Source organism: Streptomyces sp. rh34 (genome assembly GCF_002551245.1).
Taxonomy (GTDB): Bacteria; Actinomycetota; Actinomycetes; order Streptomycetales; family Streptomycetaceae; genus Streptomyces.
Window position 1 is genome coordinate 12,981 of sequence record NZ_NTGZ01000003.1, and the last position, 15,196, is coordinate 28,176.

The following is a 15,196-nucleotide window of genomic DNA, read 5'->3' on the forward strand; positions in this document are numbered from 1 at the left end:
TTGCCGCGGCGGGCCGTGCCCCCGATCAGCGCGTGGCCCTCCGTGAGCCGGAGGTCCAGGGCGGCGTCGGTGGGCCGGTGCGGGGCAACGACCTGGCCGTCGGGGAGCAGTTCGCCGGTGTCCTCGAAGAGCAGGACGGCGTTGCACAACAGGTTCCAGCCCTGCTCCGGGTGGGCGGCCACGACCTTCGCGGCCTCCCGGTCGGGGCTGTCGGCGCTCGGGCACTTCTGGGTGTGCTTGCACAGCGAGTCCGGCAGCACTGTGGGGGTGTTCGTCGTCTTGGGCATGCGAGCCTCTCCTCAGGTGCGTTGGTCCGGGCTGTCCGGCTCCCCTCGGCCCTGCCCGTACCGGCACGCGGCCGGGACGGGCAGGGGAGGCAGCAGGCAGGCCGTCAGGCAGCCGACGAGTGGGGCTTCTTGCGGCAGGTCCAGGCGTGGTGCCAGGCGAAGATCTCGGTGAGTTCGAGCGTCCAGGCGTACTCGCCGCAGCCGGTGCACTCGCTGCTCAGGCTGCCGTCGGAGTCCGTGTAGACGTATACGACGGCCCCGGCCTCGGTGGGGTAGCTGCTCGTCGGAGCGAGGGGGGAGACGCATGCGGATGCCGTTCCGGTGGAACTGGCCGGGGCGGCGAAGGTGGCGATGGAGGTGACGGTCATGACGTGCCTCTCTTGTCGCGGAGATGGTTGAGGTAGGCGTCCTGCAAGCGCTCGAATCGCTCCCAGAGCGGCGCTCCGTCCGGGCAGCGTCGCTCGGCGGTGCAGGTCGGGCAGCCCTTGAGGTGGGCGCCCCAGCTGTTGGTCGCGCTCATGTAGCGGGTGTGGAGGTCAGCGGGCACGACGGGCTCTCTGTCCGGGTGCGGTGTGGATCGCGTCCACGGGGTGGCCCCGGTCCCACGCCCTGGCGGCCGCCGTGGAGGCGGCCGCCAGGAGCGCGAAGGTCAGCGGGTGGCCCAGGCCGTGAACGGTGAGGGCCCGGACCGCGAGATACTGAGCGGTCCGGGCGGCGCGTATGAGGTGAGCCACTACTTCGGGCGGCTCGTGCTGCGCTTGTTGGCGTCGCGGACCTTGTCGCTCAGGTCCTTGCGCTCCTGCTCGGTCAGCGCGGTGACGCCGGGCGGGCAGTCGTGCCCGGTGCAGCCCCACCGGTGGCAGAGCCCGCAGGCGTCGTCGGCCATCGCCGGACGGTGCAGGATCAGCACGGGCTGACGCTCGTAACCGGGGTCCATCTCCTGGAGTGTGCGCCGCGCCCGGCGGCCGGCCACGGCGGCTCGGTCGTCGCCGTCGACCACCAACTGCTGCACAAGACGCTGGAAGGCGCGGTCGGTCTCGTCGCGCTCGTCGCCGCGGCCGTCGTCGCCGCTCTGGTCGTCCTGGCGGCCGATCTTGTCAGCCACTCCCGCGTGGGGGGCCAGCACGGTCAGCAGCTGCGTAACGCCGGTGCAGGTGCAGGCCTCCATGATGAGCTGGCAGGTGGGGCAGACGCCGCCCGCCAGGGCGGGGGTCGTGCGTGTCATGCTGTGCATCAGGTCCTCCAGTCAGGCCCTGGACAGCCCCGGGGGTGCGATCCCTGGGGCTGTCGCCGTTCACTCCCCAGCGAGGGGAGTCGACTGCTGTACGAGCAGCCGAGGCCCGGCCGACCCGAGTTATCGGGTCGGCCGGGCCTCGGTCGTTCGTCCGGTCGCTGGGTCAGGCGGCGCCGGCGGGAAGAGGGCGAGACGCAAAGTTCTTCGCCCTCTGGAAGATCGGCGCGGGGAGGTTGTGCCTGGCTCGGAGCTCTTCGACTTCGGCCTCGGTGAGGCCGTGCCGCGAAGCGCCGTTCACGTAGATCGACAGAGCCTCGTAGTTGTTATCCGGGAGGACTCCGCCGTTTTGCGCGATGAGATCGGCGAACCGCGGAAGTACGAGGTTGAGGAGGGTGAAGGCGTAGTCCCTGTTCTCCGGCTCGGGGTCGGGCTCGTCCACGCTGGTCTCACCCGCATCAGGCAGTGCCGGGACTGTCCGAAGGCGGGTCTCCAGCTCAGCGGACTTCTCCTCGGCACGCCTGGCCCGGGAGTTGGCGATGTCGTACGCGGCCACCAGTGCCTCCCGAGCAAGGCGAGCGCCGTTCAGCTCGTCCGTCAGGCGCACCACCTCGCCGTTCTTGACCTCGATGCTCGCGGCCAGGGCAACGGCCCCTCGCTCGGCATGGGCGAGCTGGCTGCGTAATGCGTCGGCGGTTGTGCGTCGTACAAACGGCAGCTTCATGCGGCTGTTGTCCTTTCACGTTCCGGTCAACTTGACTGGTCGTACGAGCAGCCACGGCCGGTCACCCCGTTTCGTCGGGATGACCGGCCGTGGTCGTTCGTCCGTCGCCTACCAGCGGTGGGTAAGGTCCTTCTGCTGCCGCTCCACGACCGCGATGGTGGTCTCCAGCTCGGCTCGCTCCCACGTGGTGAGCGGCCGGGCGCCGGGCTTGGTCGGGACGTTGAGCATCTTGCGCAGCGCGGTCAGAACGTCGCGGACGCGCTGCTGGTCGGTCTCGTGGACCGGGCGGCCCAGCTTGTCCCACTGCTGGTCGTGCAGCAGGCGCAGCGCCCAAGCTTGGTGGGCGGCCCACTCCTCCTGCTCCGTCTGCCTCTGTCGGCGGATGGGTGCGGTCCGCTGGGTGTGGGCGGCGAGGTGGGCAAGGCGGCGGCCATCGGCGCACCGGGACCCCGTGAGCGAGCAGGTGACGCAGCTCGTGATGTGCGAGCGGACCAGCTTCGGCGCGGCGGCGGCAATGCGGCGGGCCCCCGCGCAGCGGGACTTCGGCGGGGCGCAGGTGGTGCAGGCCGTGACATGCGCGGCGACGAGCTTCGGTGCGGCTTCGGCGAGGCGGCGGCCGTCCGCGCAGCGGGGGGTGGTTGCGGAGCAGGTCGTGCAGCTCTTGACGTGGGCCTCGTGCAGCTTGCGGGCCGTGCGTTCGTCGACGAGGCCGCCGACGATCTGCATGACGGCGGGGGTGGGCATCGGCTGGGGCTTGCGGACGACGCGGTCGGCGCGGCGGCCGCTGGTCTCCGCGACACCCTGCTCCAGGCGGCGGGACCACTTGGCGATGTTGACGTCGATCGTGACGAGGCGGTGGCTGCCGAGGAGGCACCGGACCGGGTCTTCGGTGCCGGCGGGCTCATTGTGGTGGGGGACCAGCTTGGCCGTGGCCCGCTCCGTGTCGGCGACGCGGATCGGGACCCAGGTGCGGCAGGTCGGGCACACGAGGGAGATGGAGGCGGGGTCGAGGTCGTACTCGTGCGGGGGGAGCTTGGAAACGACGATCGGGTCGAGGTGGCTGATCGTGCGCGACCTCGTCCTCCGCTTGCGCTTCTGACTGACGGTCTGGACCTCACGCTCACGGACGGGTGCGGTCATGGGACAACTCCTCACGATGGCAGGGGGTGGGCGTCGCGGGTGCCCTCTCGGCCGCGTCAGGACCCACCGGAAAACCGGGCGTCCTGACGGACCGACAGCGCATACGCGCTGCGACGTTTATGCAGCAGTCACGGGCACGAGGAGGAGTTGGTTGCCTCAGACTCCTCGCGGCCACCGAAGTGGCGACTGGTTGTGCAGTGGTGCAGTCGGCGCTGGGCAGAACCGCCTAAGGACAGTGCCTCCGGTGATTCAGCAGCGCCACGACATCAATGTAGACCACTAGCGCTCCCTAACGCTAGTGGTAGCGCTGGAAGTTTGCGTGGCGTACCCTCTGACGTATAGAGCTGCACCAATGGAGGTGGGGCGCGTGAATCAGAGAGAGGAGACCGGTATGCCCAATACAGTCGGATATGCAGAGATCGCCGCGAACTATCGCAAGCAGATTCAGGACGGGGTGCTTGAGCCAGGCACCACGATGCCGTCGCTGCGGCAGGTCTGTGAGCGTTATGGCGTGGCTCAGACGACCGCGAACAGGGCCTACCGAGTCCTCAAGATGGAAGGCCTGACCATGGCCAAGCCGGGCGTGGGCACGGTTGTGGTTGGGCCAGCCAGCAACAACATCGGCACCCGCGTCCGGCTCTACGAGGAGACGGGAAAGGCGCTGGACGGCGGCGAGAGCTCTCGGATTTTCGAGGTAGGCACCGTCGGAGCGGACGAGTTGGTTGCACCGCGCCTTGACGTCACGCCTGGCACGCCTGTCCATGTCCGCCACCGTGTGGTCAGCCGCAATGGTGTCCCCGTACACCTGAGCAGCTCCTACTACCCCGCCTTCGTGGTCGCTGCGGCGCCCGAGCTGGCTGAGCCTGTTTCGACCGGCGGCTCTCGCGAGCTGGCAGCGGCGCGTCTTGGCGTTGCTCAGCATCGCGTTCTGGAGGAAGTGACGTCGCGTCTTGCCACCAGCGCGGAAAAGGAGCATTTGGGCCTGACGGCTGGAGATGTGGTCGTAAGCCAAATCGTCCGGACGGTAACGCTGGCCGACGATCGTGTCGTTGAAGTAGCGGTGAAGATCACCGGCGGAGCGACCATCCTCCGATGGAGCACATCTCTGGCAGTCGACGCTCTCAAGAAATGACACGGGGCCTCGGAACAAGCTGCTTGGACAGCGCACACTGCATCCGGAAGGCAGCTCCCAAAGTGACGAGTGGGGATGACATCTTGAATGTCACCCCCACTTGTCACCTCCGCGCGATCAAGAGGTCGCGCCAAGCTCGGCCGCACCAGGCTCAGTCCTCCGTCCCGCAGACTTCGAGCCGGTGGGGCCCGGGCCGCGCCTCCGCACCGTATGGGGAAGGGGATCGGCGAAGGAGGCCGGAAGGTCGAAATGACAGATGACTTCAGCTGGGAACCGTTGACTGCTCCTGCGCGGATGGTTGGTGGCCGCCTGGTGTGGCGAGCAGCTGGCCTTGCACCTGGTGCCTGCGAGATCGTGAAGTGCCGTCAGTGGGCGCTGCGAGCAGTGGAATCGACACGTTGCGCCCAAGGTCTCTTCAGGGCAGACCTCGGCGGTATGGTGGCGTCTGACGTAGATCGAAAATGCGAGTGGCCCCGTCGACCGGCTTGGCAACCGGGAGGGGCCACTCGGGCCAACGACCTTGTGATGGAGGTCGGTTGGCCGGCCGCTTACTCCTACAAACCAGGAGGTGGCGACGTGATCAGGGTACCCGTACCCGCACGCGCACACACTGCACCCCGCCGTGGGGTCAGCGACCTCGCAGGTCGCTGGTCCTTCGACGGGGTGTTCGTGCTGCCTGGATATGCCCCGACCCGCGCCTCTGTCGAGGGGGTTGAGGTGACATAGTCCTTCTGGGGCGGCACCCATATGGGTCTGCCGCCCCGGGCCTCCGAGCCGCGAAGCGATTGCCGTCGCCTCAGCTGGAGCGCCCTTCTGACACCGGAGGAGCTTTGCCGAGCTCCCCCGAAGGGGTTGCCCGTCCGGTTGGCGCCGGTCGAGCGGTTCAACATCAGGTTTCTCTCCAGAAACCGAAGCCCTTTCGGGGCTTCGTCGTGCCACGAGGCGGGCCCCGCGTCACGGGAGTCATTGTGCACGACGTTTCGTGCGACGGCCAGCTTCGGCATGCCCGCACACCCCTTTCCAGCCCCGATTTCGCGCCGCGGACCAGATCCGGCGTGACGGAGATCACCGCCGGGTTCCTGCTCAGTGGGCGTGACGGGCACGTTCGCTTCGTCCTTTCGAGGGCTGTCCTCTCCCTCGTGCTGCGCCGCGGTGGTGCGCCGGTGAGCTGCCTGGCTCCTGCGGACACACAGTTGCTTCTTCGTGCGCTGGCGTCCGCCAGGTCGGTGGGCCGATGAGCGCCGTGGCGGCACCGGCCGCCGCGTTCACTCGCCCTCGTACAAATGTCGCCCGCCGGGCGTCGCGTCGTCGACTGCGGTCCGTCCAGGCCGGCCCGGTGCCGGAGCGCGCCGCGGGTCACCCGCTGTCGCTCGGTCGGGACGCCCGTGCCCGGTTGAGTGGCGCGGTGCGGGCGCTGCTGAACTCGGACGGCCTGGAAGGTGCGTCGAACGCGGTGCGCCTGGCGGTGCTGGTGCTCGCGTCACGGACGCGGTCGGAGACCGGGGTAGTGGAGATCCGCACCTCGGAGCTGGGGCGGTGGATCGGCGTGTCCGTGTCGTACATGGCCTCCAACGTCCTGCCGGAGCTGCGCCGCTCGGGCATGGTCTCCGTCGGCACGGCGGAGGGCGACTACGGCCAGGACGACGGGCTGGAGTGCAAGGTAGAGCAACTGTGGACCGCTCAGGGTGTGGTCGGGCACCCGCTGAACCTGACGAAGAAGGAGTACGCCACCTTGTGGCGGCTGCTGCAGGCCGTGATGGGGCCGGGCTGGACGCACCGGGACGGGCGGGTGACGCCTGCCGGGCTGATCGGTACGCGTACCGGCCGGGGCGCGGCGACGGACCGTCTGGCGCTGCTGCTGCTGGTGCTGGAGGCGCGGGAGGCCGGGCGGGTTCGGCTGTGCGGTGGGAGCGTGGACACCAAGCGTGGCCGGGCGGCGGCGACGCTGGCCCGGCTGATGGGGTGCACGGCGGCTGCGGCGGCGGGGATCCTCGGACGGCTGGAGGGCCGGGAGTTGGTGTCCCGGGTGCGTCTGGAGACGGCGTCCGGGCTCGCGAACCGGTCGCGGCTGCTGGTGCCGGCGGTCGCCGCTGCGCACGGCCGTGGTGGTGCTGACGTGGTCCGGGAGGACCGTGCGGAGGCCGTGCAGTCCGTGTTTTCAGAGCACGGTGTTGCAGCAGGGCGTAGTGAGCCCTCGCAGTCGGATGAGGATCCGCAGGTCAACGGCGTGCCTGTTGCGAATGAGGCGGATGTTGCAGACCCCGGTGTTGCGGCAGGCCTTCACCCTTACCACCCTCCCCTGGTTACTCCCGGCTCTCCTCTCTCGCTCTCTGATGGCTTTTCCGGCCACGGCCGTGGTGGGTTCGGTGATCTGCCGGACCGTGCGTGCGAGCGCGAGGACCAGGCCGTGGACGGCGAAGGTGGCCCGCTTCGCGGGGAACAGCCGAAGAACCCCCCGTCCATCGAAGGCGGAAAGGGCAGCTGCGGGCCGGTGGCCGGTGGCAGCCTGCGGGTCCTGGAGAGCGAAGGTCAGGGCAGGCAGCAGCAGGGGCGGGCGGCCCTGCCGTCGCTGGATCTGCGGGCAGTCCTGACCCCGGTCAAGCTGGTCTGGGCTCGCCTGGAGCGTCCGGCCGTCCGGCGCCTGGTGGAGGCCAAGGCCCGTACCGAGCTTGCCCGGCTGGTCGGATTCGCTGGTCCCACAGATGCGCCGCAGATCCTCGCCGACCGGCTCGCCCGGCGCCTGGAAACCCAGATGCGGCTGGGCAGTCCGATCACGGACCCGGTGGGCTGGCTGATCGGCCGGGGCCTGCCACAGATCCGGCTGTGCGCGGAGCCCCGGTGCGACGAGGGCTCGCTGCTCGACTCCGGCCAGGACTGCCCGCGCTGCGAAGACCGGCAAGTCAACAGCCGTGCCACCCGCCACGCGGTCGCGACCGCCATCGAAGCCGCGATGCCCGAAGCCTCCGAGACCGAGCGGCGGGCAGCCACCGACCGGCAACTGCACGAAACCGTGACCGCCAGGGCGTGGGCGCAGGCGTCCGAGTGGGAGCAGTACCGCGCCCGGAAGGCCGAAGCGAAGGCGGCTCGCACCGAGGCCGTCGCCGCGCAGCCGGACGACGACGTCCCGGCCGCGCCGGTCGCCCCGGTCGTGCTGCCCACACCGCGCCCGGCCGCCGCCGCTCCGGCCTTGGAGCCGGAGACCGCCGACGTCGACAACGACCAGGAGCTAGTCCTCGAGGACCTGACCCCCGACCAGGTGCGCGACTGGCGGGTGCGGGCGATGAAGGACCACAGCGTCGTCTTCGACCACATCGACCGCTACGGCGAGCCGTCAGCGAGGCGACTGTTCAGCAACCAACTGGTCGACCAGGCGCAGCACCTATCCGGGCTCGGGCACCTGAACCTCAGCTACTCCACCTGGGGGCAGTCGTGAGCGGCGGCGAGGTGTCCGGTGTCGACTTGGCCCGCCAGGCCCACGTGCGCGGGGAGCAGGTCGTCGTCTCCCTCCCGCTCCAGGTCATGGCGGGGCCATCCCCGCACGTGCGGGGAGCAGGCGGCCCGCCGTTCGGCGACCTGCGCGGCGTTGGGACCATCCCCGCGGGCGCAGGGAGCAGCGGACCAGCTTCTTGACCGCCCGCTCCACCTCGGGACCATCCCCGCGGGCGCGGGGAGCAGGAGCCGTACGGGACCTGGACCACGCGCGGGTAGGGGCCATCCCCGCGGGCACGGGGGGGGCAGATCCTGTCCCGAACCGGGGCGGTGCCGCCGTCGGGGCCATCCCCGCGGGCGCGGGGAGCAGGTCCGGACCAGGAACACCAACCGCCGTGCACCGGGACCATCCCCGCACGCGCGGGGAGCAGGACGCACTCCTCGACGGTGCCGAACCGAAGCCGGGACCATCCCCGCACTCGCGGGAAGCAGGGTGGGGACGGCGTCTTCGGGGGTCATGCTGCGGGACCATCCCTGCGGGTGCGGGGAGCAGACGAGCACCGACGACCAGTCGGTGGCCAGGGAGGGACCATTCCCGCGGGTGCGGGGAGCAGCCGGGTCGCGAGGCCGAGGCAGGACAGCAGGCGGGGCCATCCCCGCAGGTGCGGGGAGCAGAGCGACCGCACGTCGGCAAGGCCCGGCGTGGCGGGGCCATCCCCGCGGGCGCGGGGAGCAGCCGGACGGAGATTCCCGGTCGCGATGGTGGGACCATCCCCGCGGGTGCAGGGAGCAGCGGCAGCTGAAATGCCGAGGACTCGGGGGGCCGGGACCATCCCCACGGGTGCAGGGAGCAGTTCGTCCTCGTCCACGGTCGCGGCGCCGCTTCGGGACCATCCCCGCGGGCGCGGGGAGCAGGACCCCCGACGACCCGTGCCCGTGGTCACGGGACCATCCCCGCGGGTGCGGGGAGCAGCGGCCCACCAACCGTACCGACCACCTGGAGCCGGGACTATCCCCGCGGGTGCGGGGAGCAGGGGTGCCAACGGGTCTGGATGCCCACCACGGCGGGACCATCCCCGCGGGTGCGGGGAGCAGCCGGTCCGGGTCATCAGGAGCTTGATCGTCTCGGGACCATCCCCGCGCGTGCGGGGAGCAGACGCGCATGCTGTTCGTGGCCGCGCCCCTGGAGGGACCATCCCCGCACGCGCGGGGAGTAGCGACGCCTTCCAGGTGTCGACGGCGACGGACCGGCGCCATCCCTACGTACGTGGGGAGCAGGAGTGCTGTGGCGGCGGGGGGACCTGACGGAGGCGTTGGTACGGGCCGCCGGGAACAGCGCCCAGGAACTGCCAAACCGTCGGGACCATACCGCAGGCGCGGAAGCAGCCGGCGAACCCAACTTCCACACATCCACGCCGGGCTCGTCCTCACCTGCGTGGGGAACAGGCACCGCTGTCCCGTTCGGTGGACGCCCCCCTGGGACTATCCCCGCGGGCGCGGGGAGCAGACCGACGTGTGGCCGGTCCAGATGACCTTCACGGGACCATCCCCGCACGTGCGGGGAGCAGAACGGCTCCAGGCCGTTGCCGTCGCGGCCCTTGGGACCATCCCCGCACGCGCGGGGAGCAGCTGATGTGGACGCCCAGTGGAGTGTCCTCGTCGGGACCATCCCCGCACGCGCGGGGAGCAGCAGATCTCCGCCTTCGCGTCCCAGACCCGGCTGGGACCATCCCCGCACGCGCGGGGAGCAGTTCTGACGGCGGCGCGTCAGGTTCTTGTTGTCGGGACCATCCCCGCACGCGCGGGGAGCAGACTGCTGATCTCGTCCTCCCCGTGGATCGATGGGGACCATCCCCGCACGCGCGGGGAGCAGCCGGTCGACCCATGCGACGCACACGATGCCGCGGGACCATCCCCGCACGCGCGGGGAGCAGCGTACGCGTAGGGCCCCCCTCCGTCCGGTCGAGGGACCATCCCCGCACGCGCGGGGAGCAGGCCGCACGGGCCCGGCGTGCGATCGACCGCAGGGGACCATCCCCGCACGCGCGGGGAGCAGTCAAAGAGGTTGACGAGAACGGGCTCCGGCTCGGGACCATCCCCGCACGCGCGGGGAGCAGCCTGAATAGTCCCGAGCGGCGGCACCCTCAAGGGGACCATCCCCGCACGCGCGGGGAGCAGCAATGTCATCGCGTGGGGAGCCCTGCCGAATGGGGACCATCCCCGCACGCGCCGGGAGCAGCCGCCGACCAACTGCGCGCCGCCGCCGTCTGGGGGACCATCCCCGCACGCGCCGGGAGCAGTCGCCGAAGAGGCGAGCGTCAGCCTCGCCAGCGGGACCATCCCCGCACGCGCCGGGAGCAGGTGGTGTCGGGCTTGCTGAGGCGGCTCATCGGGGGGACCATCCCCGCACGCGCCGGGAGCAGACCGCGTCGCCCACGCCCAGCCGATCCCGATGGGGACCATCCCCGCACGCGCCGGGAGCAGAGCGCCGTCGGGGAACAGGCGAGCGAACTCCTTGGGACCATCCCCGCACGCGCCGGGAGCAGACTTCTTGACCTGCAGCTTTACAGCGGGTTGGTGCACTTCTCGAGCACTTTCACCGAATGCGACATATCGGTCATGAAGTTGACTCCGCCTCCGTGTGGCTGATGCCGTGGCATCGAGCTTATAGCCCGCGGATCGTGGTGGAGCACCTCGACAGCACGGACGCCAACCGCGGGTGCGGGGAACAGCACGTTGGTCGGCTGTCCGCGACCACGGAGGGACCACATGCTCGCGGCGCGGAGCAGCGTACCGGCCCGTCCCACGCCTACACCGACGTGGGGCCACCCCCGCACGGGCGGGGAGCAGGCGGCGGTCGACATCGTCCCGACCATCCCCCAGGGGCCATCCCCGCGGGTGCGGGGAGCAGGGGGCCGTGTCCGGCACCCCGTCCCAGATCCGGGGACCATCCCCGCGGGTGCGGGGAGCAGGAGGCGCGGAAGCGTGAGGAGGACTCCTGCCTGGGACCATCCCCGCGGGTGCGGGGAGCAGGCCACGCGGCACCCGACAACTCCGGGTTGTCAGGGACCATCCCCGCGGGTGCGGGGAGCAGGCCATGGCTACGGGGACGCACCACATGATGTCGACGGGACCATCCCCGCACGCGCGGGGAGCAGTCGAACGCGGTGAGGTCGAGGGTGACGGTCTGGGGACCATCCCCGCGGGCGCGGGGAGCAGCCTCCGGCGCCCGGCGTTCGGCGGGAGCCGACGGGACCATCCCCGCGGGCGCGGGGAGCAGTGCCACGGTCCGAGACGCCCGGGTCCGCGACCGGGACCATCCCCGCGGGCGCGGGGAGCAGGGGATGGGGCGTTCGCCGCCGTCCCAGTCGCAGGGACCATCCCCGCGGGCGCGGGGAGCAGTGTTCAAGAAGTGGTGCGCCGAGCAAGGGCGCGGGACCATCCCCGCGGGCGCGGGGAGCAGTGTTCAAGAAGTGGTGCGCCGAGCAAGGGCGCGGGACCATCCCCGCGGGCGCGGGGAGCAGCGACGCCGCACTCCTGGTCCGCGACGGCACCGGGGACCATCCCCGCGGGCGCGGGGAGCAGGAGCTGCGCCGGGCGGTCGACAAGCGGTTGCGGGGACCATCCCCGCGGGCGCGGGGAGCAGGGAGAGCACGCCTTCGAGGAAGCCCGTGCCGAGGGACCATCCCCGCGGGCGCGGGGAGCAGGCTGTCCGGAGGGGGTGTCGCCGACACGCAGGGGGACCATCCCCGCGGGCGCGGGGAGCAGGTAACCACCTGCCTCACCCGACACCTCTCCGTGGGACCATCCCCGCGGGCGCGGGGAGCAGTTCCAGCCGGAGAGGTCGGCGTCCTCGGCCGCGGGACCATCCCCGCGGGCGCGGGGAGCAGGTCGAGACATACTGTGGAGCTCTGGTAAGGGAGGGACCATCCCCGCGGGCGCGGGGAGCAGTCCGTCGGTGACCCGTCGGAGTCCCCGACCAAGGGACCATCCCCGCGGGCGCGGGGAGCAGTTCTGTTTCACGGTGTCCTCGATTTCTGAGTGAGGACCATCCCCGCGGGCGCGGGGAGCAGCGGACCGCGGCGAAGGCGGCGAGCAAGAACCCGGGACCATCCCCGCGGGCGCGGGGAGCAGCGAGGAAGCCGGCTGCTCCCCCGTAGGCGAGGGGGACCATCCCCGCGGGCGCGGGGAGCAGTCCAGGGCATGTCGGGGCTCCAGAAGGCTGCCGGGACCATCCCCGCGGGCGCGGGGAGCAGACGTCGCTGATCGCGACGCTGATCGCGGCGCTGGGACCATCCCCGCGGGCGCGGGGAGCAGTCCGGTGCCTTGTATGCCATGGCTTCTCCCTGTGGACCATCCCCGCGGGCGCGGGGAGCAGGAGGCCCAGCCGAAGGCGGAGACGATGTTGCGGGGACCATCCCCGCGGGCGCGGGGAGCAGGAGTGGAACCGTCCTGACGACAGCCTCCACTGGGGACCATCCCCGCGGGCGCGGGGAGCAGACTTCCTGACCTGCAGCGTTACAGCGGGAAAGCGTGATTTACAAGCACTTTCACCGAATCCGACATATCGACCATCAGCTTTCTCCTGCCGTGACGACAAGGCTATCCCCAGCACTCGGCGAACAGTTCTGGTCCCGCCAGGTAATCGCGCCTCTTGGCCGGCGATCACGGAGGGGCCATCATCCCCACGTATATGAGGGGAGAAGTGCGGAGAGCACCAGCCCGCCCGTACCCGCCCAGGGCCATCCCCACCTGGTGGGGAGCAGGTGAGGGCGAGCGCGACCGCGCCCATGCCGATGGGACCATCCTCACGTGCGTGGGGAGCAGACTTCCGCATCAGCACGGGTGGCGCCAGCGCTGATGGGACTTCAGGACCTCGTAGCTCCAGGTGGAGCGCTGCTGCGTCAGATAGCGTCCGGCGGTACGCCGAGCTGCTCAGCGATGGTGGGGAATCGCGGGTGCATCTGCCGGTCGCCGACCGTGACCAGGGCTGACAGCAGAGGATCTCCCTGATCGCGTTCGTCGTCGACGAGCCACAGCAGGACGCTCTCGTCATCGCGGTGTAGACGAGCCAGGGCGGGCTGACGCTTGCGGATCGCCTTCCAAGTAGTGGTCGTTCCGGCCCGAGCGGTCTGCTCCAGCAGCGGCCGCAGGTCCGTCGCGAGCTCTGCGAGCGGTCCCGCCCCCAGATACCCCGACGCCCGAACGTCCTTAAGAACCGGATGCGCTTCCGTAACGGGCACAGGCACCTGCACTGGGGCTGGGGCTGGAACGTTGGCCCGAGATGTGTCGGAGGACCACACCGTCCTCGGCCGTACGACGGGAACCTGTGCGGAGGACGGCCGCTTCGCGACTTTCCAACCAGGCGCAGGCATGCCCTCCACCGGCCGCGAAGTCAGCTCCTGCGCGGCCAGGCGACGCTCCTCCTCTCGCCACCGGCGTGATCCCAACACTTCCTTAAGATCCCTGAGCTGCACCCGCTGCTCCCGGGTCTCGCGCGGCGGAGCCTGGGAAGCTTGGTGCCAGGCCCACTCGAAGAGATCCGCCGCCTTGACCACGTCAAAGCGATCGATCACGCTGCAGTTCGGTGAGCGTGCCGTTCAGCGAGCGACGGATCATCGCGATATCCATAGCGCTCAGAACCGGGCGGCCTGTTGTTCGCCGCCGGAAATCGGTCTGCCACGCTGTTCCGCCACTGAGCCGCACGCGCCCGTTCGCCAAGAGCCGCCCCCAACCCGCAGGCACGACGCCGTGCCTTGATCTGTCACTACCCACCCAAGGTGGCTCACAACTCCGCTGCGCACAAGAGCGCTTCGCAACGCGATCCGCATGTTGCTCGGAGGTGGGAACAACCCCGCGAGAACGCGGAGCAGTCCACGACAAGCCCTGGCAAACCGGCCCACGGAGGGCCATCCCCCCAGGTGCGGGAAGCAGCTTCCGGTGCGTACGGAGTACTTCAACGGTAGGGGCCATCCCTGCGCGCGGGGAGCAGGCCGCCCACGTCTCGAAGGGGTGCCGGGCGTCTGAACCATCCCCGCAGGCGCGGGGAGCAGAGGACCACGGCGACGACCAGGAGGAGCGCGACGGGACCATCCCCGCGGGCGCTGGGGAGCAGTACGGGCCCGCGGGCCCTCGAGCTGGCCGTGCGGGGACCATCCTCGCAGGCGCGGGGAGCAGCAGGGAACCGAGGACGGTCACCCTGAGAAGTGGGGACCATCCCCGCAGGTGCGGGGAGCAGCGAAGACTTTCGGGTGTCGATGGCGACGGACCGGGACCATCCCTACGTACATGGGGAGCAGCCGCCTCCCTCTACGTCGGCATCAACGGCATCCAGGGACCATCCCCGCGGGTGCGGGGAGCAGGGAAGCCCACGCGGCGTGCATGGCCGCAGCCTGGGACCATCCCCGCGGGTGCGGGGAGCAGATCCGGCTCATGTGGGCGTACAGGGTCACCACAGGACCATCCCCGCGGGACACATGGATCCGGCACTGGGACTGACACGAGAGACACTTCACACCACGGAATAGCTGACGTCTAGGACACTAGACCGTGGCCTACAAGCCGTCGGCCGCACCACCGTGATCGCCGACGGTGCTACCGAGGCACCGGCCTGCTCATCCCGCACCGCCACGAGTACGGACAGAACGAACGCCCGCCCGGCCCTCCAGCCATCCCGCCACCGGCAGCAGACCCCGCACCAGGGCCCACTCCGCATCAGTCTTGTCCGAGCCGTGCCGGGGCTGGTGCTCCGGCCGGTCGGCCGCGTTCCCGAACCTGTGGGCGGGACAGTCACACCCAGGAGTGAACGGACTGGGCCAGGCCACCGTGACCACGCAACACTTCGACAACAGGGCCTTTTGCTTCCCGCTGGACTCGACAACCGCGAGCTACCAAGAGGCCCTTCTCTTCATGCCCTGACGTCAGCCAACTCACCCGATCCAGCATCCCGTTCGAACCAGACCGAGCACACGAACGGATAGAGAACGGGCAGTTAGTGGATGAGTTCCGCGAGGGCGGCGCAGGCGTGGAAGATCCAGATGGCCCGGAGGCGGGCGTTTCTGGACTGTTTACCTTGCGAAATCGGAGATGACGGAGTGAGTGCAGACGCTCGGCTCTCAGCAGTCGCTGCTACGCATCAACTGCGCCTTGCTACACAGTAGTTGATATGCTTTTCCGGGCGCGCGGTCCGCTTTTGCTGGCGGGTGGCGGTCGCCCGCTTCAGGTTGAAACTCCCGGATTCGCAATCGCCACTT

9 protein-coding genes, 1 pseudogene and 2 CRISPR repeat arrays are annotated in these 15,196 nt (G+C 70.4%); of the genes and pseudogenes, 2 read left to right on the top strand and 8 right to left on the bottom strand.

Features of this window, described 5'->3' with window-relative positions:
* Nucleotides 1-59: 59 nt before the first annotated feature.
* The 7 genes and pseudogenes from CR470_RS41070 to CR470_RS01280 all read right to left on the bottom strand — a co-directional run.
* Nucleotides 60-287, bottom strand: a pseudogene (locus CR470_RS41070) (DUF5999 family protein); the annotation flags it as partial.
* A 104-nt stretch (nucleotides 288-391) separates the two neighbouring features.
* On the bottom strand, nucleotides 392-655 hold the full coding sequence (locus CR470_RS01255) for a hypothetical protein (RefSeq protein WP_097865714.1): 264 nt from the start codon (nucleotides 653-655) through the stop codon (nucleotides 392-394).
* Nucleotides 652-834: a hypothetical protein gene (locus tag CR470_RS01260; protein WP_097865715.1), complete on the bottom strand. Its 183-nt coding sequence runs from the start codon at nucleotides 832-834 to the stop codon at nucleotides 652-654. Before CR470_RS01260 ends, CR470_RS01255 begins: the two co-directional genes overlap by 4 nt.
* The gene (locus CR470_RS01265) at nucleotides 824-1,021 is read right to left on the bottom strand and encodes a hypothetical protein (RefSeq protein WP_097865716.1); all 198 of its coding nucleotides are present in this window, start codon (nucleotides 1,019-1,021) and stop codon (nucleotides 824-826) included. Before CR470_RS01265 ends, CR470_RS01260 begins: the two co-directional genes overlap by 11 nt.
* Nucleotides 1,021-1,512 (bottom strand): hypothetical protein, encoded by a 492-nt coding sequence (locus CR470_RS40180; RefSeq protein ID WP_257138317.1) that lies wholly within the window; start codon nucleotides 1,510-1,512, stop codon nucleotides 1,021-1,023. The genes CR470_RS01265 and CR470_RS40180 overlap by 1 nt, the downstream gene beginning before the upstream one ends.
* A gap of 172 nt (nucleotides 1,513-1,684) precedes the next feature.
* Nucleotides 1,685-2,242: a hypothetical protein gene (locus CR470_RS01275; RefSeq protein WP_097865717.1), complete on the bottom strand. Its 558-nt coding sequence runs from the start codon at nucleotides 2,240-2,242 to the stop codon at nucleotides 1,685-1,687.
* 108 nt (nucleotides 2,243-2,350) lie between these two features.
* The gene (locus tag CR470_RS01280; RefSeq protein ID WP_097865718.1) at nucleotides 2,351-3,382 is read right to left on the bottom strand and encodes a hypothetical protein; all 1,032 of its coding nucleotides are present in this window, start codon (nucleotides 3,380-3,382) and stop codon (nucleotides 2,351-2,353) included.
* Between the two features lie 367 nt (nucleotides 3,383-3,749).
* On the opposite strand from CR470_RS01280, the gene CR470_RS01285 reads away from it, so the two are divergent.
* Together CR470_RS01285 and CR470_RS01300 are read left to right on the top strand one after the other, a co-directional pair.
* The gene (locus tag CR470_RS01285) at nucleotides 3,750-4,514 is read left to right on the top strand and encodes a GntR family transcriptional regulator (protein ID WP_257138319.1); all 765 of its coding nucleotides are present in this window, start codon (nucleotides 3,750-3,752) and stop codon (nucleotides 4,512-4,514) included.
* Nucleotides 4,515-5,850: 1,336 nt separating this feature from the next.
* Nucleotides 5,851-7,947: a hypothetical protein gene (locus CR470_RS01300; protein ID WP_097865721.1), complete on the top strand. Its 2,097-nt coding sequence runs from the start codon at nucleotides 5,851-5,853 to the stop codon at nucleotides 7,945-7,947.
* 1,474 nt (nucleotides 7,948-9,421) lie between these two features.
* Nucleotides 9,422-10,490: direct repeats of the CRISPR family, unit length 29 nt.
* 274 nt (nucleotides 10,491-10,764) lie between these two features.
* A CRISPR array of direct repeats spans nucleotides 10,765-12,443; the repeat unit is 29 nt; unit sequence GGGACCATCCCCGCGGGCGCGGGGAGCAG.
* A 404-nt stretch (nucleotides 12,444-12,847) separates the two neighbouring features.
* Here the strand turns inward: CR470_RS01300 and CR470_RS01305 are convergent.
* On the bottom strand, nucleotides 12,848-13,519 hold the full coding sequence (locus tag CR470_RS01305; protein WP_097865722.1) for a hypothetical protein: 672 nt from the start codon (nucleotides 13,517-13,519) through the stop codon (nucleotides 12,848-12,850).
* Nucleotides 13,520-15,196: the final 1,677 nt, after the last annotated feature.

Excerpts from the sequence above, each read along its gene's own strand:
- CR470_RS01255 (WP_097865714.1), bottom strand. The coding sequence starts at position 655 with ATGACCGTCACCTCCATCGCCACCTTCGCCGCCCCGGCCAGTTCCACC.
- CR470_RS40180 (WP_257138317.1), bottom strand. The coding sequence starts at position 1,512 with ATGACACGCACGACCCCCGCCCTGGCGGGCGGCGTCTGCCCCACCTGC.
- CR470_RS01280 (WP_097865718.1), bottom strand. The coding sequence starts at position 3,382 with ATGACCGCACCCGTCCGTGAGCGTGAGGTCCAGACCGTCAGTCAGAAG.
- CR470_RS01275 (WP_097865717.1), bottom strand. The coding sequence starts at position 2,242 with ATGAAGCTGCCGTTTGTACGACGCACAACCGCCGACGCATTACGCAGC.